The 16,352-nt window shown below is 44.6% G+C and carries 16 protein-coding genes, 1 riboswitch and 1 other annotated feature; of the genes, 5 read left to right on the top strand and 11 right to left on the bottom strand.

Going from position 1 to position 16,352, the window contains the following annotated elements:
* Positions 1-43 precede the first annotated feature (43 nt).
* Complete coding sequence (locus AB6D06_RS04675) at positions 44-1,261, top strand: EAL and HDOD domain-containing protein (protein ID WP_029235300.1); 1,218 nt, start codon at positions 44-46, stop codon at positions 1,259-1,261.
* A 136-nt stretch (positions 1,262-1,397) separates the two neighbouring features.
* Positions 1,398-1,910 (top strand): YchJ family protein, encoded by a 513-nt coding sequence (locus AB6D06_RS04670; protein WP_017060272.1) that lies wholly within the window; start codon positions 1,398-1,400, stop codon positions 1,908-1,910.
* Between the two features lie 249 nt (positions 1,911-2,159).
* On the opposite strand, the gene hisIE is transcribed toward AB6D06_RS04670, so the two are convergent.
* From hisIE to AB6D06_RS04625, 9 genes are all read right to left on the bottom strand, one after another.
* The gene (gene hisIE / locus AB6D06_RS04665) at positions 2,160-2,810 is read right to left on the bottom strand and encodes a bifunctional phosphoribosyl-AMP cyclohydrolase/phosphoribosyl-ATP diphosphatase HisIE (protein WP_017060271.1); all 651 of its coding nucleotides are present in this window, start codon (positions 2,808-2,810) and stop codon (positions 2,160-2,162) included.
* Positions 2,807-3,580 (bottom strand): imidazole glycerol phosphate synthase subunit HisF, encoded by a 774-nt coding sequence (gene hisF / locus AB6D06_RS04660; RefSeq protein WP_017060270.1) that lies wholly within the window; start codon positions 3,578-3,580, stop codon positions 2,807-2,809. The genes hisIE and hisF overlap by 4 nt, the downstream gene beginning before the upstream one ends.
* A complete protein-coding gene (hisA, locus tag AB6D06_RS04655; RefSeq protein ID WP_136981599.1) occupies positions 3,562-4,299 on the bottom strand; it encodes a 1-(5-phosphoribosyl)-5-[(5-phosphoribosylamino)methylideneamino]imidazole-4-carboxamide isomerase in 738 nt (245 codons plus the stop codon). Before hisA ends, hisF begins: the two co-directional genes overlap by 19 nt.
* A gap of 43 nt (positions 4,300-4,342) precedes the next feature.
* On the bottom strand, positions 4,343-4,957 hold the full coding sequence (gene hisH / locus AB6D06_RS04650) for an imidazole glycerol phosphate synthase subunit HisH (RefSeq protein ID WP_017060268.1): 615 nt from the start codon (positions 4,955-4,957) through the stop codon (positions 4,343-4,345).
* A 9-nt stretch (positions 4,958-4,966) separates the two neighbouring features.
* Positions 4,967-6,055, bottom strand: coding sequence for a bifunctional histidinol-phosphatase/imidazoleglycerol-phosphate dehydratase HisB (gene hisB, locus AB6D06_RS04645; protein WP_017060267.1), 1,089 nt, complete (start codon positions 6,053-6,055; stop codon positions 4,967-4,969).
* 131 nt (positions 6,056-6,186) lie between these two features.
* Positions 6,187-7,227 (bottom strand): histidinol-phosphate transaminase, encoded by a 1,041-nt coding sequence (hisC, locus tag AB6D06_RS04640; RefSeq protein ID WP_017060266.1) that lies wholly within the window; start codon positions 7,225-7,227, stop codon positions 6,187-6,189.
* A 9-nt stretch (positions 7,228-7,236) separates the two neighbouring features.
* Complete coding sequence (gene hisD, locus AB6D06_RS04635) at positions 7,237-8,538, bottom strand: histidinol dehydrogenase (RefSeq protein WP_017065318.1); 1,302 nt, start codon at positions 8,536-8,538, stop codon at positions 7,237-7,239.
* A complete protein-coding gene (gene hisG / locus AB6D06_RS04630) occupies positions 8,538-9,434 on the bottom strand; it encodes an ATP phosphoribosyltransferase (RefSeq protein WP_017060264.1) in 897 nt (298 codons plus the stop codon). Before hisG ends, hisD begins: the two co-directional genes overlap by 1 nt.
* Before the next feature lie 53 nt (positions 9,435-9,487).
* Positions 9,488-9,623, bottom strand: a sequence feature (His leader region).
* A 190-nt stretch (positions 9,624-9,813) separates the two neighbouring features.
* On the bottom strand, positions 9,814-11,406 hold the full coding sequence (locus AB6D06_RS04625) for a Na+/H+ antiporter NhaC family protein (RefSeq protein WP_017060263.1): 1,593 nt from the start codon (positions 11,404-11,406) through the stop codon (positions 9,814-9,816).
* A gap of 112 nt (positions 11,407-11,518) precedes the next feature.
* A riboswitch (Lysine riboswitch) is annotated at positions 11,519-11,696 on the bottom strand.
* 364 nt (positions 11,697-12,060) lie between these two features.
* Here AB6D06_RS04625 and AB6D06_RS04620 point away from each other — a divergent pair.
* Positions 12,061-12,471: an H-NS family nucleoid-associated regulatory protein gene (locus AB6D06_RS04620; RefSeq protein ID WP_017060262.1), complete on the top strand. Its 411-nt coding sequence runs from the start codon at positions 12,061-12,063 to the stop codon at positions 12,469-12,471.
* A 194-nt stretch (positions 12,472-12,665) separates the two neighbouring features.
* On the opposite strand, the gene AB6D06_RS04615 is transcribed toward AB6D06_RS04620, so the two are convergent.
* Both AB6D06_RS04615 and AB6D06_RS04610 read right to left on the bottom strand, forming a co-directional pair.
* Complete coding sequence (locus AB6D06_RS04615; RefSeq protein ID WP_017060261.1) at positions 12,666-13,970, bottom strand: inosine/guanosine kinase; 1,305 nt, start codon at positions 13,968-13,970, stop codon at positions 12,666-12,668.
* 102 nt (positions 13,971-14,072) lie between these two features.
* A complete protein-coding gene (locus AB6D06_RS04610; RefSeq protein ID WP_010439986.1) occupies positions 14,073-14,342 on the bottom strand; it encodes a hypothetical protein in 270 nt (89 codons plus the stop codon).
* 204 nt (positions 14,343-14,546) lie between these two features.
* Between AB6D06_RS04610 and mnmA the strand changes: the two genes are divergently transcribed.
* Together mnmA and hflD are read left to right on the top strand one after the other, a co-directional pair.
* Complete coding sequence (gene mnmA / locus AB6D06_RS04605; protein ID WP_017060260.1) at positions 14,547-15,683, top strand: tRNA 2-thiouridine(34) synthase MnmA; 1,137 nt, start codon at positions 14,547-14,549, stop codon at positions 15,681-15,683.
* Positions 15,684-15,726: 43 nt separating this feature from the next.
* Positions 15,727-16,344, top strand: a complete 618-nt coding sequence (gene hflD, locus AB6D06_RS04600; protein WP_017060259.1) for a high frequency lysogenization protein HflD — start codon at positions 15,727-15,729, stop codon at positions 16,342-16,344.
* The last annotated feature ends 8 nt before the right edge of the window (positions 16,345-16,352 follow it).

Below are 16,352 nucleotides of genomic sequence, written 5' to 3'. Positions count from 1 at the left end.
GCTATTATCTCTCTACCAGAAATAAACCGAACACAGTACCAAGTTGAAATATTCATACGTAGCGCGTCAACCAATACTCGACACAGGCAAGAAAACCATAGGTTACGAGTTGCTATTCAGGGATGGTCCTAAGAATACTTTCCCTGAAGTAGAGCCGGAGCTCGCTACTAGCCGTTTGCTTTCCGATCACTTCTTATCGACCCACTATAATACGTTGGGTGATAAGCTTGGGTTCGTGAACTTCCCATATGCAAGCCTAATCAACTTAGTCCCTACTCTGTTCCCCAAAGAAAGCCTCGTTGTTGAGGTTCTTGAAGACTGCGAACCAACAGACGAATTACTTGAAGCAATCAAAACCATCTTTGACGCGGGTTATACCATTGCGCTAGACGACTTTGTGCCAAGTAAAGCTTGGAAGCGCTTCTTACCCTACGTTTCAATTATCAAGTTCGATATCCGTTTGACGCCAATTGCCAAAGCAGCGATGTTTATGAACTCTCTCAAAGGGCTAGATATCAAGTTCCTTGCTGAGAAAGTAGAAACGTACGAAGAATACCAAGAAGCGAAAAAAGCAGGCTTCACCTACTTTCAAGGTTATTTCTTTAGCAAGCCAGAGATGATCCAAACGCGTGCGCTCAACCCGGCATTCCTGACGACCGTTCAGCTGTTAAAAGAGATTGCGCACGACCCTATCGACTTTGGTGAAGTAGAGCGTTTGATTACGCTCGATGTGACCATGTCGTATAAGCTACTTACCTACGTAAACTCCGCTGGCGGTTCACCAACAACGATTCGTTCATTCCGCCAAGCGCTTATTTACCTTGGTGAACAAAAGCTGCGTAAGTTCGTTTCACTTGTGGCGATCGCATCAGCGAAAGAAGACAAGCCGGACTCACTCTACGGTTTAGCGGTATTACGCGCGCGTCAATGTGAGCTCTTAGTCGAGAAGATGAATGTGAAGGTTGAGCCAGGACAAGCCTTTTTGACCGGTATGTTCTCGCTACTGGATTCACTGTTTGACCAACCGTTGAAGCAAGTACTGGACTCAGTGCCAATCGACGATGAGATTAAACAGGCCCTTATCCAACGTAAAGGCGTGTTAGGTGCGATTTTGGCCATGGTTATTGCTTATGAACAAGCCCGATGGGACGAAGCAACGCGCATTCGTAAACTTCTCAAGCTCAGTGAGGCTCAACTAGGCCAAGCTTACGATGAAGCAACGACTTGGGCACAAGAGCTATTGTCTCCAGCCTTGAAATAGTAAACTTCGCGCTAACACTTTGATAATTTCAATAACTTCAACAGAAACCAAACTTTGGTGAGCGATCGTTTCTTGGTAAACTCCCACGCATTCACTTATGGCCTCTTAATAGAGGCCATTTTTACAGGATCTGACTATGTCTTTATGCCCATGCGGTAGCAAAAATACTTACCAACAGTGCTGTGAATCAGCGCACCTTCACCACAGTGCTGTTGAAACGCCTGAACAGTTGATGCGCTCTCGTTATTCAGCGCACGTGTTGGGTTTAGTTGACTATGTTGTTGCGACTTACCACCCTAGCTGCAACGCAGAAGCGCAAAGAGAAGGCATTGCCGAATCTATCAACAGTGATTGGGCAGGACTAGAAGTCATCGATACTGCGGTAGGCTCGCACCAAGACGAAGGCTTTGTTGAGTTTAAAGCTTACTTCAATGAAGAAGGCGCACAATACTGCATGCAAGAACGCTCTCGCTTTATACGTGAAGACGGTCTTTGGTACTACATTGATGGTACCTTCCCAGAGCAGGAACAAACTACACAACCAGAAATTGACCCACGTTTAAATCAAACCGTTGAGAGCTTTAAAATCGGCCGTAATGATCCGTGTATTTGTGGCAGTGGTAAGAAATACAAGAAGTGCTGCGGGTAACTCGTTCGACTAAGAAGTCAGATTAAGAGAAGAGATTCCTGATGTCGCTTAGGCTCCTCGGAATGACGCAAAGTCAGAGGTTAGAAAAGTGACGTAGGGCTTAGAAATCTTGAAATCTTGAAATCTTGAAATCTTGAAATCTTGAAATCTTGAAATCTTGAAAATTAAAAAACTAAAAAGCCCCGTAAACATGTTTGTTTGCGGGGCTTTTGTCTGTCTTTTACGCGGTTCTATTAATCTAAAGAGAGCTTACTTATGACGCTCTTTCAGCTTGTTTACCACATCATCCATCGATAAGCCTTGGTCTTGAAGAAGAACCATTAGGTGGTAAATCAAATCTGCTGATTCACACACTAACTCCGCCTTATCGCCCGACGTCGCCGCAAGCGCGACTTCAACGCCTTCTTCGCCCACTTTTTGCGAAATACGCTTGGTGCCACGGGCATATAGACTGGCAGTATAAGAAGATTCAGGATCGGCGTCCTTGCGGGCAGCCAATAGCTGCTCAAGCTGATGAAGCCACACCATCTGAGACTCTTCTTGCTTGTCTCCATCCCAACACGTTGTTGTACCTGTGTGGCACGTTGGACCAATGGGATTAACTTTAACCAGTAAGGTGTCGCTGTCACAGTCCAAGGCGATGTTTTGCAGTTGCAATACATTGCCCGACGTTTCACCTTTCGTCCAAAGACGCTCTTTTGTGCGAGAGAAAAACGTCACATTGCCAGTTTCACCCGTTTTCTCAAGTGCGGCTGGGTTCATGTATCCCATCATTAGCACTTGGCTTGACTGGTAATCTTGAACAATCGCTGGCACTAAGCCATCTACTTTTTCCCAGTTAATACGCTCTGACAATGCGCCTACTTCTGTTTTTGATAAGCTTACGGGTTCAAAACTCATAGTCGCACCTCTACATCTTGTTGTTTTAAATACTGTTTAAGTTCACCAATATTGATGACTTGTTTGTGGAATACCGAAGCCGCAAGTGCTCCATCCACGTTGGTCTTTTTATAAGCTTCAGCAAAGTGCTCCATTGCACCAGCGCCACCAGAGGCAATCAATGGCACATTACACACTTCACGCACCATGTTTAACTGATCGATATCATAGCCGTTACGAACGCCATCTTGGTTCATCATGTTTAACACAATCTCACCTGCGCCACGCTTCTGTACTTCCTGCACCCAATCTTTGGTTTCCCATTTGGTTGCTTTAGTACGCGCTTCATCGCCTGTAAATTGGTAAACCTGATATTTACCGGTTTCTTTGTCGAAGTATGAATCGATACCGACAACGATACACTGAACGCCAAACTTATCAGCAAGGTCAGTAATCAGCTGTGGATTAGCCAATGCCGGTGAGTTGATTGACACTTTATCCGCACCAAACTCAAGGATGCGCGCTGCATCTTCTGCTGATTTAATACCACCAGCGACACAGAAAGGGATATCGATCACTTCAGCTACGCGTTTCACCCAGCTTTTATCGACCACACGGCCATCACTTGATGCGGTGATGTCATAAAATACCAATTCATCGGCGCCCTCTTCTGCATAGCGTTGTGCTAGCGGAACGATGTCACCAATAATTTCGTGGTTACGGAACTGAACGCCCTTAACCACTTGTCCGTCACGGACATCCAAACAAGGGATTATGCGCTTTGCCAACATGCAAATGCCTCCTCTGCGGTAAACTTGCCATCAAGTAGCGCACGACCCACAATCACACCCGCAACACCGCTGCCTTTAAGCGCTTCGATATCAGCTAGGCTGCCAATGCCGCCCGATGATTGGAATTGCACTTGTGGGTACTGCTTACAAAGATCAACATAGAGCTCTACGTTTGATCCTTCTAGCGTGCCGTCACGTGAAATATCGGTACACAGCACGTGTTTAAGGCCAACCGTGAGGTAGTCTTCAATCAGCGCTTCAATAGTCACACCTGAATCTTCTTGCCAACCTGAAATCGCCACTTTACGTGTGCCGCTTTCATCAATGTTGATGTCTAGAGCCAGCACGATTTTTTCCGCGCCATACTTCTCCATCCAACCTTTCACCAACTCAGGTTGCTTAACGGCTGTAGAACCAACCACAACGCGCTGTGCGCCAGCTTCTAGCAGATCAACGACATCTTGTTCGTTACGCACGCCACCACCAATCTGGATGTTCGCAGGCGTGCTAGCAAGGAGCTTAGCAATCAAGTCTAACTGACGAGCCGTTGTGTCTTTTGCGCCCGTTAAGTCAACAAGGTGCAGCCAGCCAGCGCCAGCTTGGTGGTACAGATTAAACTGCTCTGCTGGGTCTACTTTGTATTCTGTTACTTGCCCGTAGTCTCCTTGGAATAAGCGAACTACTTGGCCTTCAATTAAATCTAACGCGGGAATAATCATTTACATTCCTTATATGGCAACGTTAGCCGCTGCCTAATCCTTATTACAATTCCAAGAAGTTCTGAATCAGCTTAGAGCCAGCTTTCGAAGATCGCTCTGGGTGGAACTGAACACCATAATAATTGCCACTTTGAACCGCCGCAGTGAACGGATTACCGTAATCACATTGTGCGATTGTGTAGTCGCCCACTGGCATTGCGAAGCTATGAACAAAGTAGAAGTATTCGCCTTCTTCAATGTCTTTAAATAGCGGGTGATTAGGCGTTGCTGTTACTGTGTTCCAACCCATGTGTGGTAATGGTAAGTCGCCCGTTTCAAGTAAACGAACTTCGCCATCACACAAACCTAGGCATTCAACTAACTCATCAGCCTTTTGACCTTTCTCTTGAGACAGTTTGCCTAACAGCTGCATACCTAAACAGATACCCAGCAGAGGCTTCTCAACTTGCTTGACAAGGGTAACAAGGTCACGCTCTTGCAGGTTCTTCATTGCCTCACTTGCTGTACCTACACCGGGTAGGAATAGCTTGTCGGCAGCAAGAACAACTTCTGGTTCTTTTGAAATTTCAACTGCGTAGCCCAGACGTTCAATCGCAAACTTCACCGATGAAACGTTGGCACAACCAGTATCAATAATAACGACTTTTTGCTCTTTCATACCGAACCCTTACAGAACGCCTTTGCTGCTTGGTAACTCGTTACCTTCAACTTTGATTGCTTGGCGAAGAGTACGGCCAAACGCTTTGAACAGGCTCTCAATGATGTGGTGATCATTATTGCCATCAGAAGAAAGGTGTAGCGTACAAGCCAATGTATCAGTTAGAGAACGGAAGAAGTGAACCACCATCTCGGTTGAAAGATCACCCACTTGCTCACGGCTGAACTTAGCATCGAACTTCAGGTATGGACGACCAGAAAGGTCTAACGCACACTGAGCCAAACACTCATCCATTGGTAGGCTGAAACCAAAACGGCCAATACCACGTTTGTCGCCTAGTGCATCTTTCAATGCTTGGCCTAAAGCCAGAGCGGTATCTTCGACTGTGTGGTGATCATCAATGTGCAGGTCGCCCTTCACAGTCAGGTTCATTTGGAAACCACCGTGTGTCGCGATTTGATCAAGCATGTGGTCGAAGAAACCCATGCCGGTATCGATCTTGTTGCCACCGGTTTCATCAAGGTTTACTGCAACCTTGATATCGGTTTCTTTAGTAGTACGAACTACTTCAGCAATACGCGCATTAACCGTCAGATCTTTAACGATTTGTGGCCAGTTAAGCGTGCCTTCAGTTTCCGCATCCGGGCCATATTGAATACCGCGGATAGCCATGTTCTCTGCCAGTTGAAGATCCGTCATTCGGTCGCCAATCACAACAGAGTGTTGGAAATCGACTTTACCGCCTTGTAGGTACTCTTTAACCATACCCAGTTTAGGCTTACGGCAAGAGCAGTTGTCTTCGTCAAAGTGAGGGCAAATAAGCACGTCGTCAAACTTAACGCCTTGAGATTCGAAGAACTCCATCATCATATTGTGTGGTGCATCGAAATCTTCTTGTGGGTAGCTATCGGTACCTAGACCATCTTGGTTAGTCACCATCACTAGACGGTAACCAGCGTCTTGCAGTGCAAGTAGGCTAGGAATTACTCGCGGTTCGAATTTTAGCTTGTCTAAACGATCTACTTGAAAGTCAACTGGCGGCTCTACAATTAAGGTGCCGTCACGGTCTATAAAAAGTATTTTCTGTTGTTTACTCACTTGAACTTCCTTTTAATTTTAAATCTGGTGGCCTAGCTAAAATCAAACGCTAACCCAAAATATTGGTTTCACTTGCCAATCTGCGATTAATCAACTCAAACTGGCAAATGTTATTACTGGTAAGCCTTTCGTTACTGATAAAAGTTACGAATGAATCCAAGTGTCTTTTCGCACTCTTCGCGGTTACCAATACTAATACGAACACAGTCTTCAATAGGTGAATTACGCAAAATAATGCCCGTATCCCAAGCCGCTTTAAATAACTCATCGCCGTTCGGGAATTTCACCAGTAAGTAGTTACCCCAGCCATCAAAAACCGTCACTTGAGGCATACCTAATAGACCCGCCTGCAAATACGCTCGGTTAGCACTTAAATCCAGAACTTGGAACTTAGCTCGCGCGAGTCCTTGCTCTGAAAGTGCTTGAACGGCAATGTCAGCAACAGGGATTGGCACTGGATAAGGAGCAATCACTTTCAACAGTACATCGATAAGCTCTTTGTTCGCTAGCGTAAAGCCACAACGTAAGCCCGCCAAAGCAAAGGCCTTCGACAAGGTGCGCAGAATCGCTAGGTTTGGATATTGCTCAAGCAAATCAACGGTTGACGCTTCTGGACAAAAATCGATATACGCTTCATCCATCACCACAATCGCTTTGTCTTGTGTCATTTCAAGCAGCTTGATGATGTCTTTACGATCAACCAAATTACCGGTTGGGTTATTTGGGCTACAAACAAACACCACTTTTACGTTGTCGAGCTGAGCTTCGATAGCTGGAAGATCCAATTGCCATTCAGAAGTAAGAGGCACAACTTTACGCTCAACACCAATCGTCTCTGCACTGATTGCGTACATACCGTAAGTAGGTGGGCAGTAAAGAATAGCGTCTTCGTTCGGCTCACAGAAAGCACGAATCAGTAATTCAATACCTTCGTCAGCACCACGCGTTGTCAGAGTTTGCTCTGATTTCACGCCTGCGTATTGAGCGTAAGCATCAATCAGCTCTTTTGGCTGACATTCGCTGTAACGGTTAAGACGAGACAAGTTCAGGTTGTACTCGTTATCAAACGGAGATTCGTTGGCGTTTAGCCATACATCACCAGTACCGCCTATGCGTCTTGCAGACAAGTAAGGTGTTAGAGCCTGAACTTGTTTTCTTGCTAACTTTTCCATGCCCTACCCTTATTTCGCTTTATTTAACTTTTCAACTCGGATAGTCACAGCGCGTTTGTGTGCATCCAAACCTTCGGCTTCCGCCATTGTTACTACTGTTGGCGCTAGGCCTTTCAACCCATCGGCTGTTAGCTCCTGCACCGTCATTCGCTTAGAGAAATCAGCCAAACCTAGGCTTGAATACGTCTTGGTATAACCGTAAGTCGGAAGAACGTGGTTTGTGCCGGATGCGTAGTCACCTGCAGATTCTGGAGACCAGTCACCAAGGAAAATTGAGCCTGCATTATCTAGCAATGGCAGCAATTCACGTGGGTTCTTGGTTTGAACGATCAAGTGCTCAGGACCGTAGAAATTCGAAATCGCAATCGCTTGAGTGATCGATTCAGCAATGATGATTAAGCTTGAAGCCAATGCTTGCTGAGCGATGTTCGCACGAGACAGTTCTTTCAGTTGCTTTTGAACCGCTTCTGTTACTTGGTCTGCAACCACTGGAGATGGAGTTACCAATACTACTTGAGAGTCAGGCCCGTGTTCCGCTTGGCTCAACAAATCCGCTGCAATGAAGTCTGCATCAGCCGTTTCATCAGCAATCACTAACACTTCAGATGGGCCAGCTGGCATATCAATAGCTGCTCCGCGGAAGTCATTACTCACTTGGCGCTTTGCTTCCGTAACGTAGGCATTACCTGGGCCGAAGATCTTATCGACTTTAGCCACACTCTCGGTACCGTAAGCCATTGCTGCAACCGCTTGACCACCACCAACGTTGTAAACTTCGTCGATCTTACAAAGCTTAGCGACATACAAGATTTCATCAGCGATTGGCGGAGGTGAACAAAGCACAACCTTACGACAACCTGCGATTTGAGCAGGAACACCTAACATAAGAACCGTTGACGGTAGTGGCGCACTGCCACCGGGAATATAAAGGCCAACAGTATTAATCGCGCGCGTCACTTGCTCACACACAACACCAGGCTGTGTCTCAACCTTAATTGGCTGCGGCTTTTGAGCTTCGTGAAACTTAGCAATGTTGCTATAAGCTTGCTCTAACGCTTGCTTCATCTCTGGTGTTAGACGAGCACACGCCTCTTCAATCTCACCCGAACTGACTCGGATAGATTCTGGAGTTACACCATCAAACTTTGCAGTCAGCTTTTTAAGCGCGGCATCGCCTTCATTTCGTACTTTTGCAATAACATCAGAAACAGTCGCTGTGATGTTTGCACCTTCAGTAATAGCTGGACGCTCTAATACCGAGTCTTGCTGTGATTCACTTAAAGATTGCCAAACAACGGTTCTCATCGTCACTACCCCATCATTTTTTCGATTGGTAATACTAGAATCGAGCTTGCACCCAACTCTTTCAGCTGTTCCATTGTTTCCCAGAACAAGTTCTCTGTACTTACTAGGTGCACGGCAACTTTGTCTTTGTCTGTAGATAGAGGAAGAACCGTTGGATCTTCAGCACCAGGCAGTAATGCTTTGATTTGCTCTAGTTGAGAGGTTGGCGCGTGAAGCATGATGTACTTCGACTCTTTCGCTTGTTGAACACCCTGCATACGAGTCAGTAGTTTTTCAATCAGTGCGGTCTTGTCTGCGTCGAAGTCGCCAACACGTTGAATCAGTGTTGCTTTCGATTGGAAGATAGCTTCTGCTTCTTTTAGGCCGTTCGCTTCAAGCGTTGCACCTGTAGAAACTAAATCAGCGATAGCGTCTGCAAGGCCAGCGCGAGGCGCGACTTCAACCGAACCTGTTAGCATACAAGTGCTGAACTCAACACCCTGCTCGTCCATGTAGGCTTTAAGTAGTTGTGGGTAGGTTGTCGCAATACGTTTGCCCGCTAAGTCTTGTGGGCCGTTGTATTCTTCGTCTTTATTAATAGCGATTGAAAGGCGACAACCACCGAAGTCTAAACGACGTAGTGTGCGGAACTCTGAAGGCTCTTTAAGAGCAACACGATCTAGACGAACTTCTTCTAGTTCATTTTCACCGATGAAACCAAGGTCAACTACACCATCCATGATAAGACCTGGGATGTCGTCATCACGAACGAGTAACAAGTCGATTGGCATATTTAGTGAGTGAACCACTAGGCGCTCACCCATGATATTAAATTTAACACCACATTTTTTAAGTAGGTCTTGGCACTCTTTACTTAAGCGACCTTTCTTTTGAATTGCGATTCTTAGGCGTTGTGTCTGCATTGCTGTATCCCTGTGCAAATATTTGAATTTATTGATTATTTAAAAGCGCTAAAACTAAAAAACCCTCGGGGACTTTATCATCCCGAGGGTTTAAATCTAAATTCTTTTGACTTAACCTCCGGGAGTAATCTTGCTCCCGGGTATACGTAAATCTCCCCGAAAGACTAGATAGGGTGATGATGGTGATGAATGTTCATTACTAATTTACGCATACTTATCAGCTCTTAGGTTGTTTGCTGTCTTGTCTCCACACTAACTAAGCTGACATCCTTTTTCAACCATTTATTCGAACTTTTTTCACGAAACTTAAAATTAAATTAACAGGCACAAAAAAGGGAGGCAAACGCCTCCCTGATAGTTTACTGATTAACTTTCAATTTTAGCTTTTGCACGTCGCCATTTTGCAGCGAGAGAAGTAAGCCAATGCAAAACATACAGCAACAAACGTTAGAGACGCTGCGCCAAATGCGATGCCAATTGAAGATGTCATACCTAGAGTGATGAAACCAATGCACGATACGAACGCTACAGACAACGCGTATGGAAGCTGAGTCGAGACGTGGTCGATGTGGTTACAACGAGCACCAGTAGAAGACAGAATCGTCGTATCTGAGATTGGAGAACAGTGGTCACCAAATACTGCACCCGCTAGAACCGCACTTAGCATTGGAAGAATCAGTGCGATATCCGATGCTGCAGCCATATCACCCGCGATTGGTAGCATGATACCGAACGTACCCCAAGATGTACCTGTAGAGAACGCCATAACGCCCGCTAGAAGGAACAACATAACCGGTAACCAGTGGTAATCAATGCTGCCTGTTACTAGAGACGATAGGTAAGAACCCGTTTTCATGTCGCCGATAACAGAACCGATAGTCCATGCAAACACAAGAATCAGAATCGCGCCAAACATAGAGCTAGCACCGATCCACATTGTTCTTGCGATATCAGTCATAGATAGCTTTTGCTTGAATACTGTCGCTAGTGCTACTAGTAAGCCAATAACACCACCGTAAACAAGAGACTTTCCTACATCCGTGTTTTCGAATGCGCCTAGAAGGTTGAATGCTTGGCCATCAGCAGCCAGCGCTTGGCCGCCTGTGTAAAGCATTGCAGCCACTGTCGCTACAATTAGCGATACGATTGGCATAACAAGATCAGAAACTGAACCGTTTTCGCTCTCTTCGATATCTAACTCTTCGTTTAGATCGTGAGCTTGCTTTTGATCGTTGTCACCTTCAAAGCCACGGCCTTGAGATGCTTCGATCTCATGCTCACGCATCTTACCAACGTCTAGACCGAACCATGCTACTGCGAACACCATTAGTAGTGCGAATACAGCGTAGAAGTTCATTGGGATAAGACGAACGTAAGCACCCAGTGCAGAATACTCTGTCACACCGTGTGTCACTAAGATGCCACCAATGATCGTGATGATGTAAGCACCCCAGCTAGAAGCAGGCATGATCACACACATAGGAGCCGCAGTTGAATCTAGGATATAAGCAAGCTTAGCGCGAGATACATAGAAGCGGTCTGTTACAGGACGAGAGATAGCACCAACCGCTAGGCTGTTAAAATAGTCATCAACAAAGATGAATACACCTAAGAAAGCAGCAAGTAGTTTTGAACCACGTTTGCTCTTAACGCGAGACTGTGCCCACTCCGCGAATGCGCGAGTACCGCCAGACAGTGTTAATAATGCCGTTGTCATTCCAAGAATAATTAGGAATGCAATGATGCTCATGTTCCAAGTGTTGATGCCACCATCTTCGATGAAAACACCAGATGCTTTAGTAAACACGTAGCTAGCTGCGTTACCTACTGAGTAATCAGCAAGTAGAATCGCACCCATGATGATCCCGACACCCAAAGAAACCAATACACGGCGGGTAACAATAGCAAGGCTCAAAGCCACAAGGGGCGGAAGCAAAGATAAAGGTGATGTTGCAAAATCTATTAAATTCATGATCTTCAAAAACCAGTTTTTTATTTGGCTAGAGATCTACTGCAGACAAACTTGATACGGCTGACCAAGCTCATGTTGAACTAAGCGAAAGGGAAGTGAACACTTCACCCAACCCTACAGTAGCGCTCCATAGTTTAAAATTAAGACTATGGCAGTGTTGTACCTATTGAGCACAACCCCAGCAAATTGCTTAGATATACAATTTACTTCGGCAATTACACCTTTCATTCCCGTTCATTGGCATCACCCCAACGGAAGTTACTTTTTATAATTGCACCTCTACGTGCGATAACATTATTAACCGTGCAAACCAGAGTTTAACAACAAATTAACCAACACCTCGCATCAGGTAGCCGCAATTGTACTCATCAAGAGCAACAATGCAACATAACATTCCGAGAAAAATAGCTTTTTGTTAATGAACTAATCAATAGAAGAATAGTCTACATAAGTTGACTACTCCACCTGTCACATATCATTTTTTAAGATATTCTTAATAATTATTATAAATTCAATAGAAATACTGCTCTGAATTTTCAACTATTCATCTCACTTTTATATTTAAATATGTAATAGAAGAAATACTATTTGTTTTATTCCTAGGCTCTGTTTATTATTAGGAAGATTATTTAGTTTACCTTGATGGAAAATATCATGTCTGAATTAACAAAAACTCTATTAAATATCCGCAGCCTTCGTGCGTTCTCACGTGAATTAACTCTTGAGCAACTTGAAGAAGCGCTAGACAAGCTGACTATTGTTGTACAAGAGCGTCAAGAGTCTGAAGCTGAAGAGCGTGCTGCTAAAGCAGAGCAAGAAGCTAAGCTTTCTGCTATTGCTGAACAAATTGCAAAAGACGGAATTGATGTTGCCGATCTTATTGCTGCACTTTCTGGTGAAGCAAAATCTAAAACAACAAAAGCTAAACGCGCTCCTCGCCCAGCGAAATACAAATACGTAGACGCAAACGGCGACGAGAAGACTTGGACAGGTCAAGGCCGTACGCCTTCAGCTATCCAAGAACAGCTAGATGCTGGTAAATCTCTAGAAGAGTTTGCTATCTAAACATTTAGTTTACTTAGTGAGTAATCAATTACACGCTAAGCGATAGAATTAATATTTAAGTCGACCAAAGTATTATTTACGACTTCAATATATTCAGAAACAAAAAAGGCTCCTTTCGGAGCCTTTTTTATATTTGTACTATCAGTATTAGAAACCAACTGATACTGATAGTACTACTGATTAAAGAAAGTAACTTATCTTTCCCAGTACGCTTCTTCTAGGCTATCTTCTCTTTCAGGAAGGCCACGAGATAAACGTGGAGAGTGTTGAACCAACACTTCATAGCTAGCACGGTTAGAATATTTACAAACTTGTGAGAACGAAGAGTACGTCAAGAATGAATGTTGGTGTTTACTTGAGTTTGGCACGTTTTCTTTGTGGTACTTATTAGCAGCCATATCATGTAATAAAGCTGATAACGCAGCATCACCTGCACCATTGGTATTTTTGATCTTTTCTGGTCCACCCATGTATGGCGCAATGTGCGAATACACTTTAGTTGGGTTTTCACATAAATCTTTATGCGCAGGACGGCTAAATTCAAAACGGTTGAATTCCGCAATTGAACCTGGAAGTAAAGGCAGTGACGTTTCACGCTTAGCTGCATCTTCTGTATAACCAGCCATAAATAGGCCAACAGGTCCCGCAGTACATAGAACAAGGTCTACCCAGTCTAGCGCTTTATCTGATGCAGCCAGTGGATCGCTTTCACCCGTTAACGCTTCAGCTTCGTCTTCATTCATTGCAACAACCGTTACGTGTTGCTCAAGGAAATCTTTCCAGAATTCTGGATCATCTTGAATAACGAACTTAGTACCTAGTGTAAGAACGACTGGCACATCGTATTTCTTCGCGTATTCGATCGCTTTCATTGTTGCTTCAGGCATCGGGTCGCCTGGCTTACAGCGAACTAAATAAGCCGTTAAAACTAAAGCAGAAGCACTTTTGAAGATTTTTTCAGGAATGCTTTCTGGTTTTAATTGGTTCATTTGTCCTTCGCTAATTGCGAAAGTACGTTCACCGTCTTCTGTAATTAATGCAAAGCAGCGACCAATTGCGCCATCTACCCCTTGTAAATGGTTCAGATCCATTCTGCTTGATGTATTACATAAATAGCGATAACCGTAACTACCAATCTTAATATCTTGGCTCATTACACCTAACAGTGTAGAACGGTCATCCGCTAGCACTGAATAGTTGTGTAATGTGTTACCAATTGTGCCACCAGCGTATTCATTGGTAATCAGGCACTGCTCTTTTAATTCTTGATACAAAGATTCAGCGGCTGCGTCGCCAATAACCAGTGAATGTCCCTTGCTCAAACCATACTTCTCAATAAGTTCAGAACTCACCTTTGCTTCAATATCCACCAATGTTTGGTCAATACCGATAATATGAGTGCGTGACATTCTTTTACTGCTTTGAGCTTGGCTCACTAGAGGATCACGAGCGTGAACCGGAAAGTAGTGCTTTGATTTACGTTGTCCAGGGAATTTCATAGGGCTAGTCTAAGTCAAGGGGAAATAGGTGGCGGATTCTACCGCGCTATATTTAACGCGGCAATCTTTCAAACTATAGCAAACGTTTGCTGAAGGTTTTTTTTATTCGCCTTCCATAAAGCTTAAATCAGGCAGCATGCCCAAATGCTCTGCGTAACGTTTTTGATTAAACTCCGCGCCGTTTTTCATAACGTCAAATACTTCAATTGCCAGTGCACATGCCATAGCCGCAATTGCTTCTTCACGTGGAGTGCCTGTCATCATTAAACGCATCAACGTCTCTTTCACTTTCACTGGTTCGCCATCTTCAAGCTGGTTCTCGATGATCTCAATCAGCTCTTCTTCTTGCATAAATTCGTTTTGTTCAGACATTTTTTTATCTCAGGTCTTGGATTTCGAGCGACTATGCCACATATACTTCTGACATCCTAGCGACTCACCTCGCTCTCATGCGATTCTCTAACAAAGTCAGCGCACTATTTGTGCAAATGAAACTGTGATTCCGGTCTCGGATCTGTCACGGCGTTTCTCTTTCTGTTAGAATCTGCGACCAAGTAATAGTAACGGTGTTTAGACATGTCAGATATCAGCTCTGGAAACAGCGAAAAGAAAGTAATTGTCGGTATGTCCGGCGGTGTAGATTCGTCAGTATCGGCGTATCTTCTTCAGCAACAAGGCTATCAGGTAGAAGGCCTTTTCATGAAAAACTGGGAAGAAGACGATAACGAAGAATACTGCACGGCAGCTGAAGATCTTGCTGATGCTCAAGCGGTATGTGACAAACTAGGTATCCACCTTCACACTATCAACTTTGCTGCAGAATACTGGGACAACGTATTCGAATACTTCCTTGAAGAGTACAAAGCAGGTCGTACACCTAACCCAGATATTCTTTGTAACAAAGAAATCAAATTTAAAGCATTCTTAGAGTTTGCGGATGAAGTGCTAGACGCAGACTACATTGCGATGGGTCACTACGTTCGTCGTACTTTCCCAACTCAAGAAGAGCTTGATGCTGGCGTAAAACCAGAAATGCTACGCGGTCTAGACAGCAACAAAGACCAAAGTTATTTCCTATACACACTAAGCTCAGATCAAGTGGCACGCAGCCTATTCCCTGTCGGTGAATTAGAGAAGCCAGAAGTGCGACGTATTGCTGAAGAGCAAGACTTGATCACAGCTAAGAAGAAAGATTCAACAGGCATCTGCTTTATCGGTGAGCGCAAGTTCACTGAGTTCCTAGGCAAATACCTACCAGCACAACCGGGTAACATCGAAACACCTGAAGGCCAAGTGATTGGTCAACACCAAGGTTTGATGTACCACACGCTAGGTCAGCGTAAAGGCCTTCATATTGGCGGCACTAAAGGTGGTGGCGGTAACGAAGAACCATGGTTTGTTGGTGAAAAAGACCTTAAGCGTAATGTACTTATCGCAGTACAAGGTAAAGACCACCCTCTTCTGAAATCAGAAGGCTTGATCGCATCTCAACTTCATTGGGTAAATCGCACACCAATTACTGAAGTTATGACATGCACGGTAAAAACACGTTACCGTCAAACAGATATTCCTTGTACAATCATCCCAATTGATGATGAGAACATTAAGGTTATTTTTGATGAGCCACAAATCGCAGTGACCCCAGGTCAATCTGCAGTGTTCTACCAAGGCGAAGTATGTCTTGGTGGTGGTATCATCGAAAAGCGCATCTAATCAATCAAACGACAAACGATAGAAGACAACTAGGAGTTACTACGTGGCTAATACACTTTATGACCGTACTATTGCTTTCGCCGGAATTTGCCAAGCTGTGGCTTTGGTTCAACAAGTAGCGAAAGACGGCCATTGTGATAAAGATGCCTTTGAAGCTTCACTCAGTGCCATTTTAAATACCAACCCATCGAATACCGTGGGCGTATTTGGACGTGAAGCGAACCTAAAGCTTGGCCTTGAGTGCTTAGTAAAAGGTATCGATAGTACTCCAGCAGGTAGCGATATCACGCGTTACATCATCAGCTTGATGGCGCTTGAGCGTAAGCTGTCTTCTCGCAACGACTCTATGTCTCAGCTTGGTGACCGCATTCAAACTGCAGAGCGCCAAACTGAACACTTTGATCTGTTTGACGAGCAAATGATCAGCAACCTTGCAAGTATCTACCTTGATGTCGTCAGCCCTATCGGCCCTCGCATTCAGGTTTCTGGTACTCCGTCTGTACTTCAGCAGACATCGAGCCAACATAAGGTTCGCGCACTGCTTCTATCAGGGATTCGAAGCGCTGTGTTATGGCGTCAAGTTGGCGGTAAACGTCGCCACCTTATCTTCGGTCGTAAGAAGATGATCGAGCAGGCTCAAATCCTACTAGCTCGAATGTAGTTTATTAG

This window comes from Vibrio sp. 10N.239.311.G01, assembly GCF_041465805.1.
Taxonomy (GTDB): domain Bacteria; phylum Pseudomonadota; class Gammaproteobacteria; order Enterobacterales; family Vibrionaceae; genus Vibrio; species Vibrio crassostreae_C.
Note: the sequence above shows the minus strand (reverse complement) of the source record. Positions and strands in the feature narration are given on the sequence as shown.

What these genes read in the sequence shown, in the direction of transcription:
- hisIE (WP_017060271.1), bottom strand. Translation starts at nt 2,810, where the DNA reads ATGAGTTTTGAACCCGTAAGCTTATCAAAAACAGAAGTAGGCGCATTG.
- hisG (WP_017060264.1), bottom strand. Translation starts at nt 9,434, where the DNA reads ATGCAGACACAACGCCTAAGAATCGCAATTCAAAAGAAAGGTCGCTTA.
- AB6D06_RS04620 (WP_017060262.1), top strand. Translation starts at nt 12,061, where the DNA reads ATGTCTGAATTAACAAAAACTCTATTAAATATCCGCAGCCTTCGTGCG.
- hisF (WP_017060270.1), bottom strand. Translation starts at nt 3,580, where the DNA reads ATGTTGGCAAAGCGCATAATCCCTTGTTTGGATGTCCGTGACGGACAA.
- AB6D06_RS04615 (WP_017060261.1), bottom strand. Translation starts at nt 13,970, where the DNA reads ATGAAATTCCCTGGACAACGTAAATCAAAGCACTACTTTCCGGTTCAC.
- hisA (WP_136981599.1), bottom strand. Translation starts at nt 4,299, where the DNA reads ATGATTATTCCCGCGTTAGATTTAATTGAAGGCCAAGTAGTTCGCTTA.
- AB6D06_RS04625 (WP_017060263.1), bottom strand. Translation starts at nt 11,406, where the DNA reads ATGAATTTAATAGATTTTGCAACATCACCTTTATCTTTGCTTCCGCCC.
- hisC (WP_017060266.1), bottom strand. Translation starts at nt 7,227, where the DNA reads ATGGAAAAGTTAGCAAGAAAACAAGTTCAGGCTCTAACACCTTACTTG.
- mnmA (WP_017060260.1), top strand. Translation starts at nt 14,547, where the DNA reads ATGTCAGATATCAGCTCTGGAAACAGCGAAAAGAAAGTAATTGTCGGT.
- hisH (WP_017060268.1), bottom strand. Translation starts at nt 4,957, where the DNA reads ATGAAAGAGCAAAAAGTCGTTATTATTGATACTGGTTGTGCCAACGTT.
- AB6D06_RS04670 (WP_017060272.1), top strand. Translation starts at nt 1,398, where the DNA reads ATGTCTTTATGCCCATGCGGTAGCAAAAATACTTACCAACAGTGCTGT.
- AB6D06_RS04610 (WP_010439986.1), bottom strand. Translation starts at nt 14,342, where the DNA reads ATGTCTGAACAAAACGAATTTATGCAAGAAGAAGAGCTGATTGAGATC.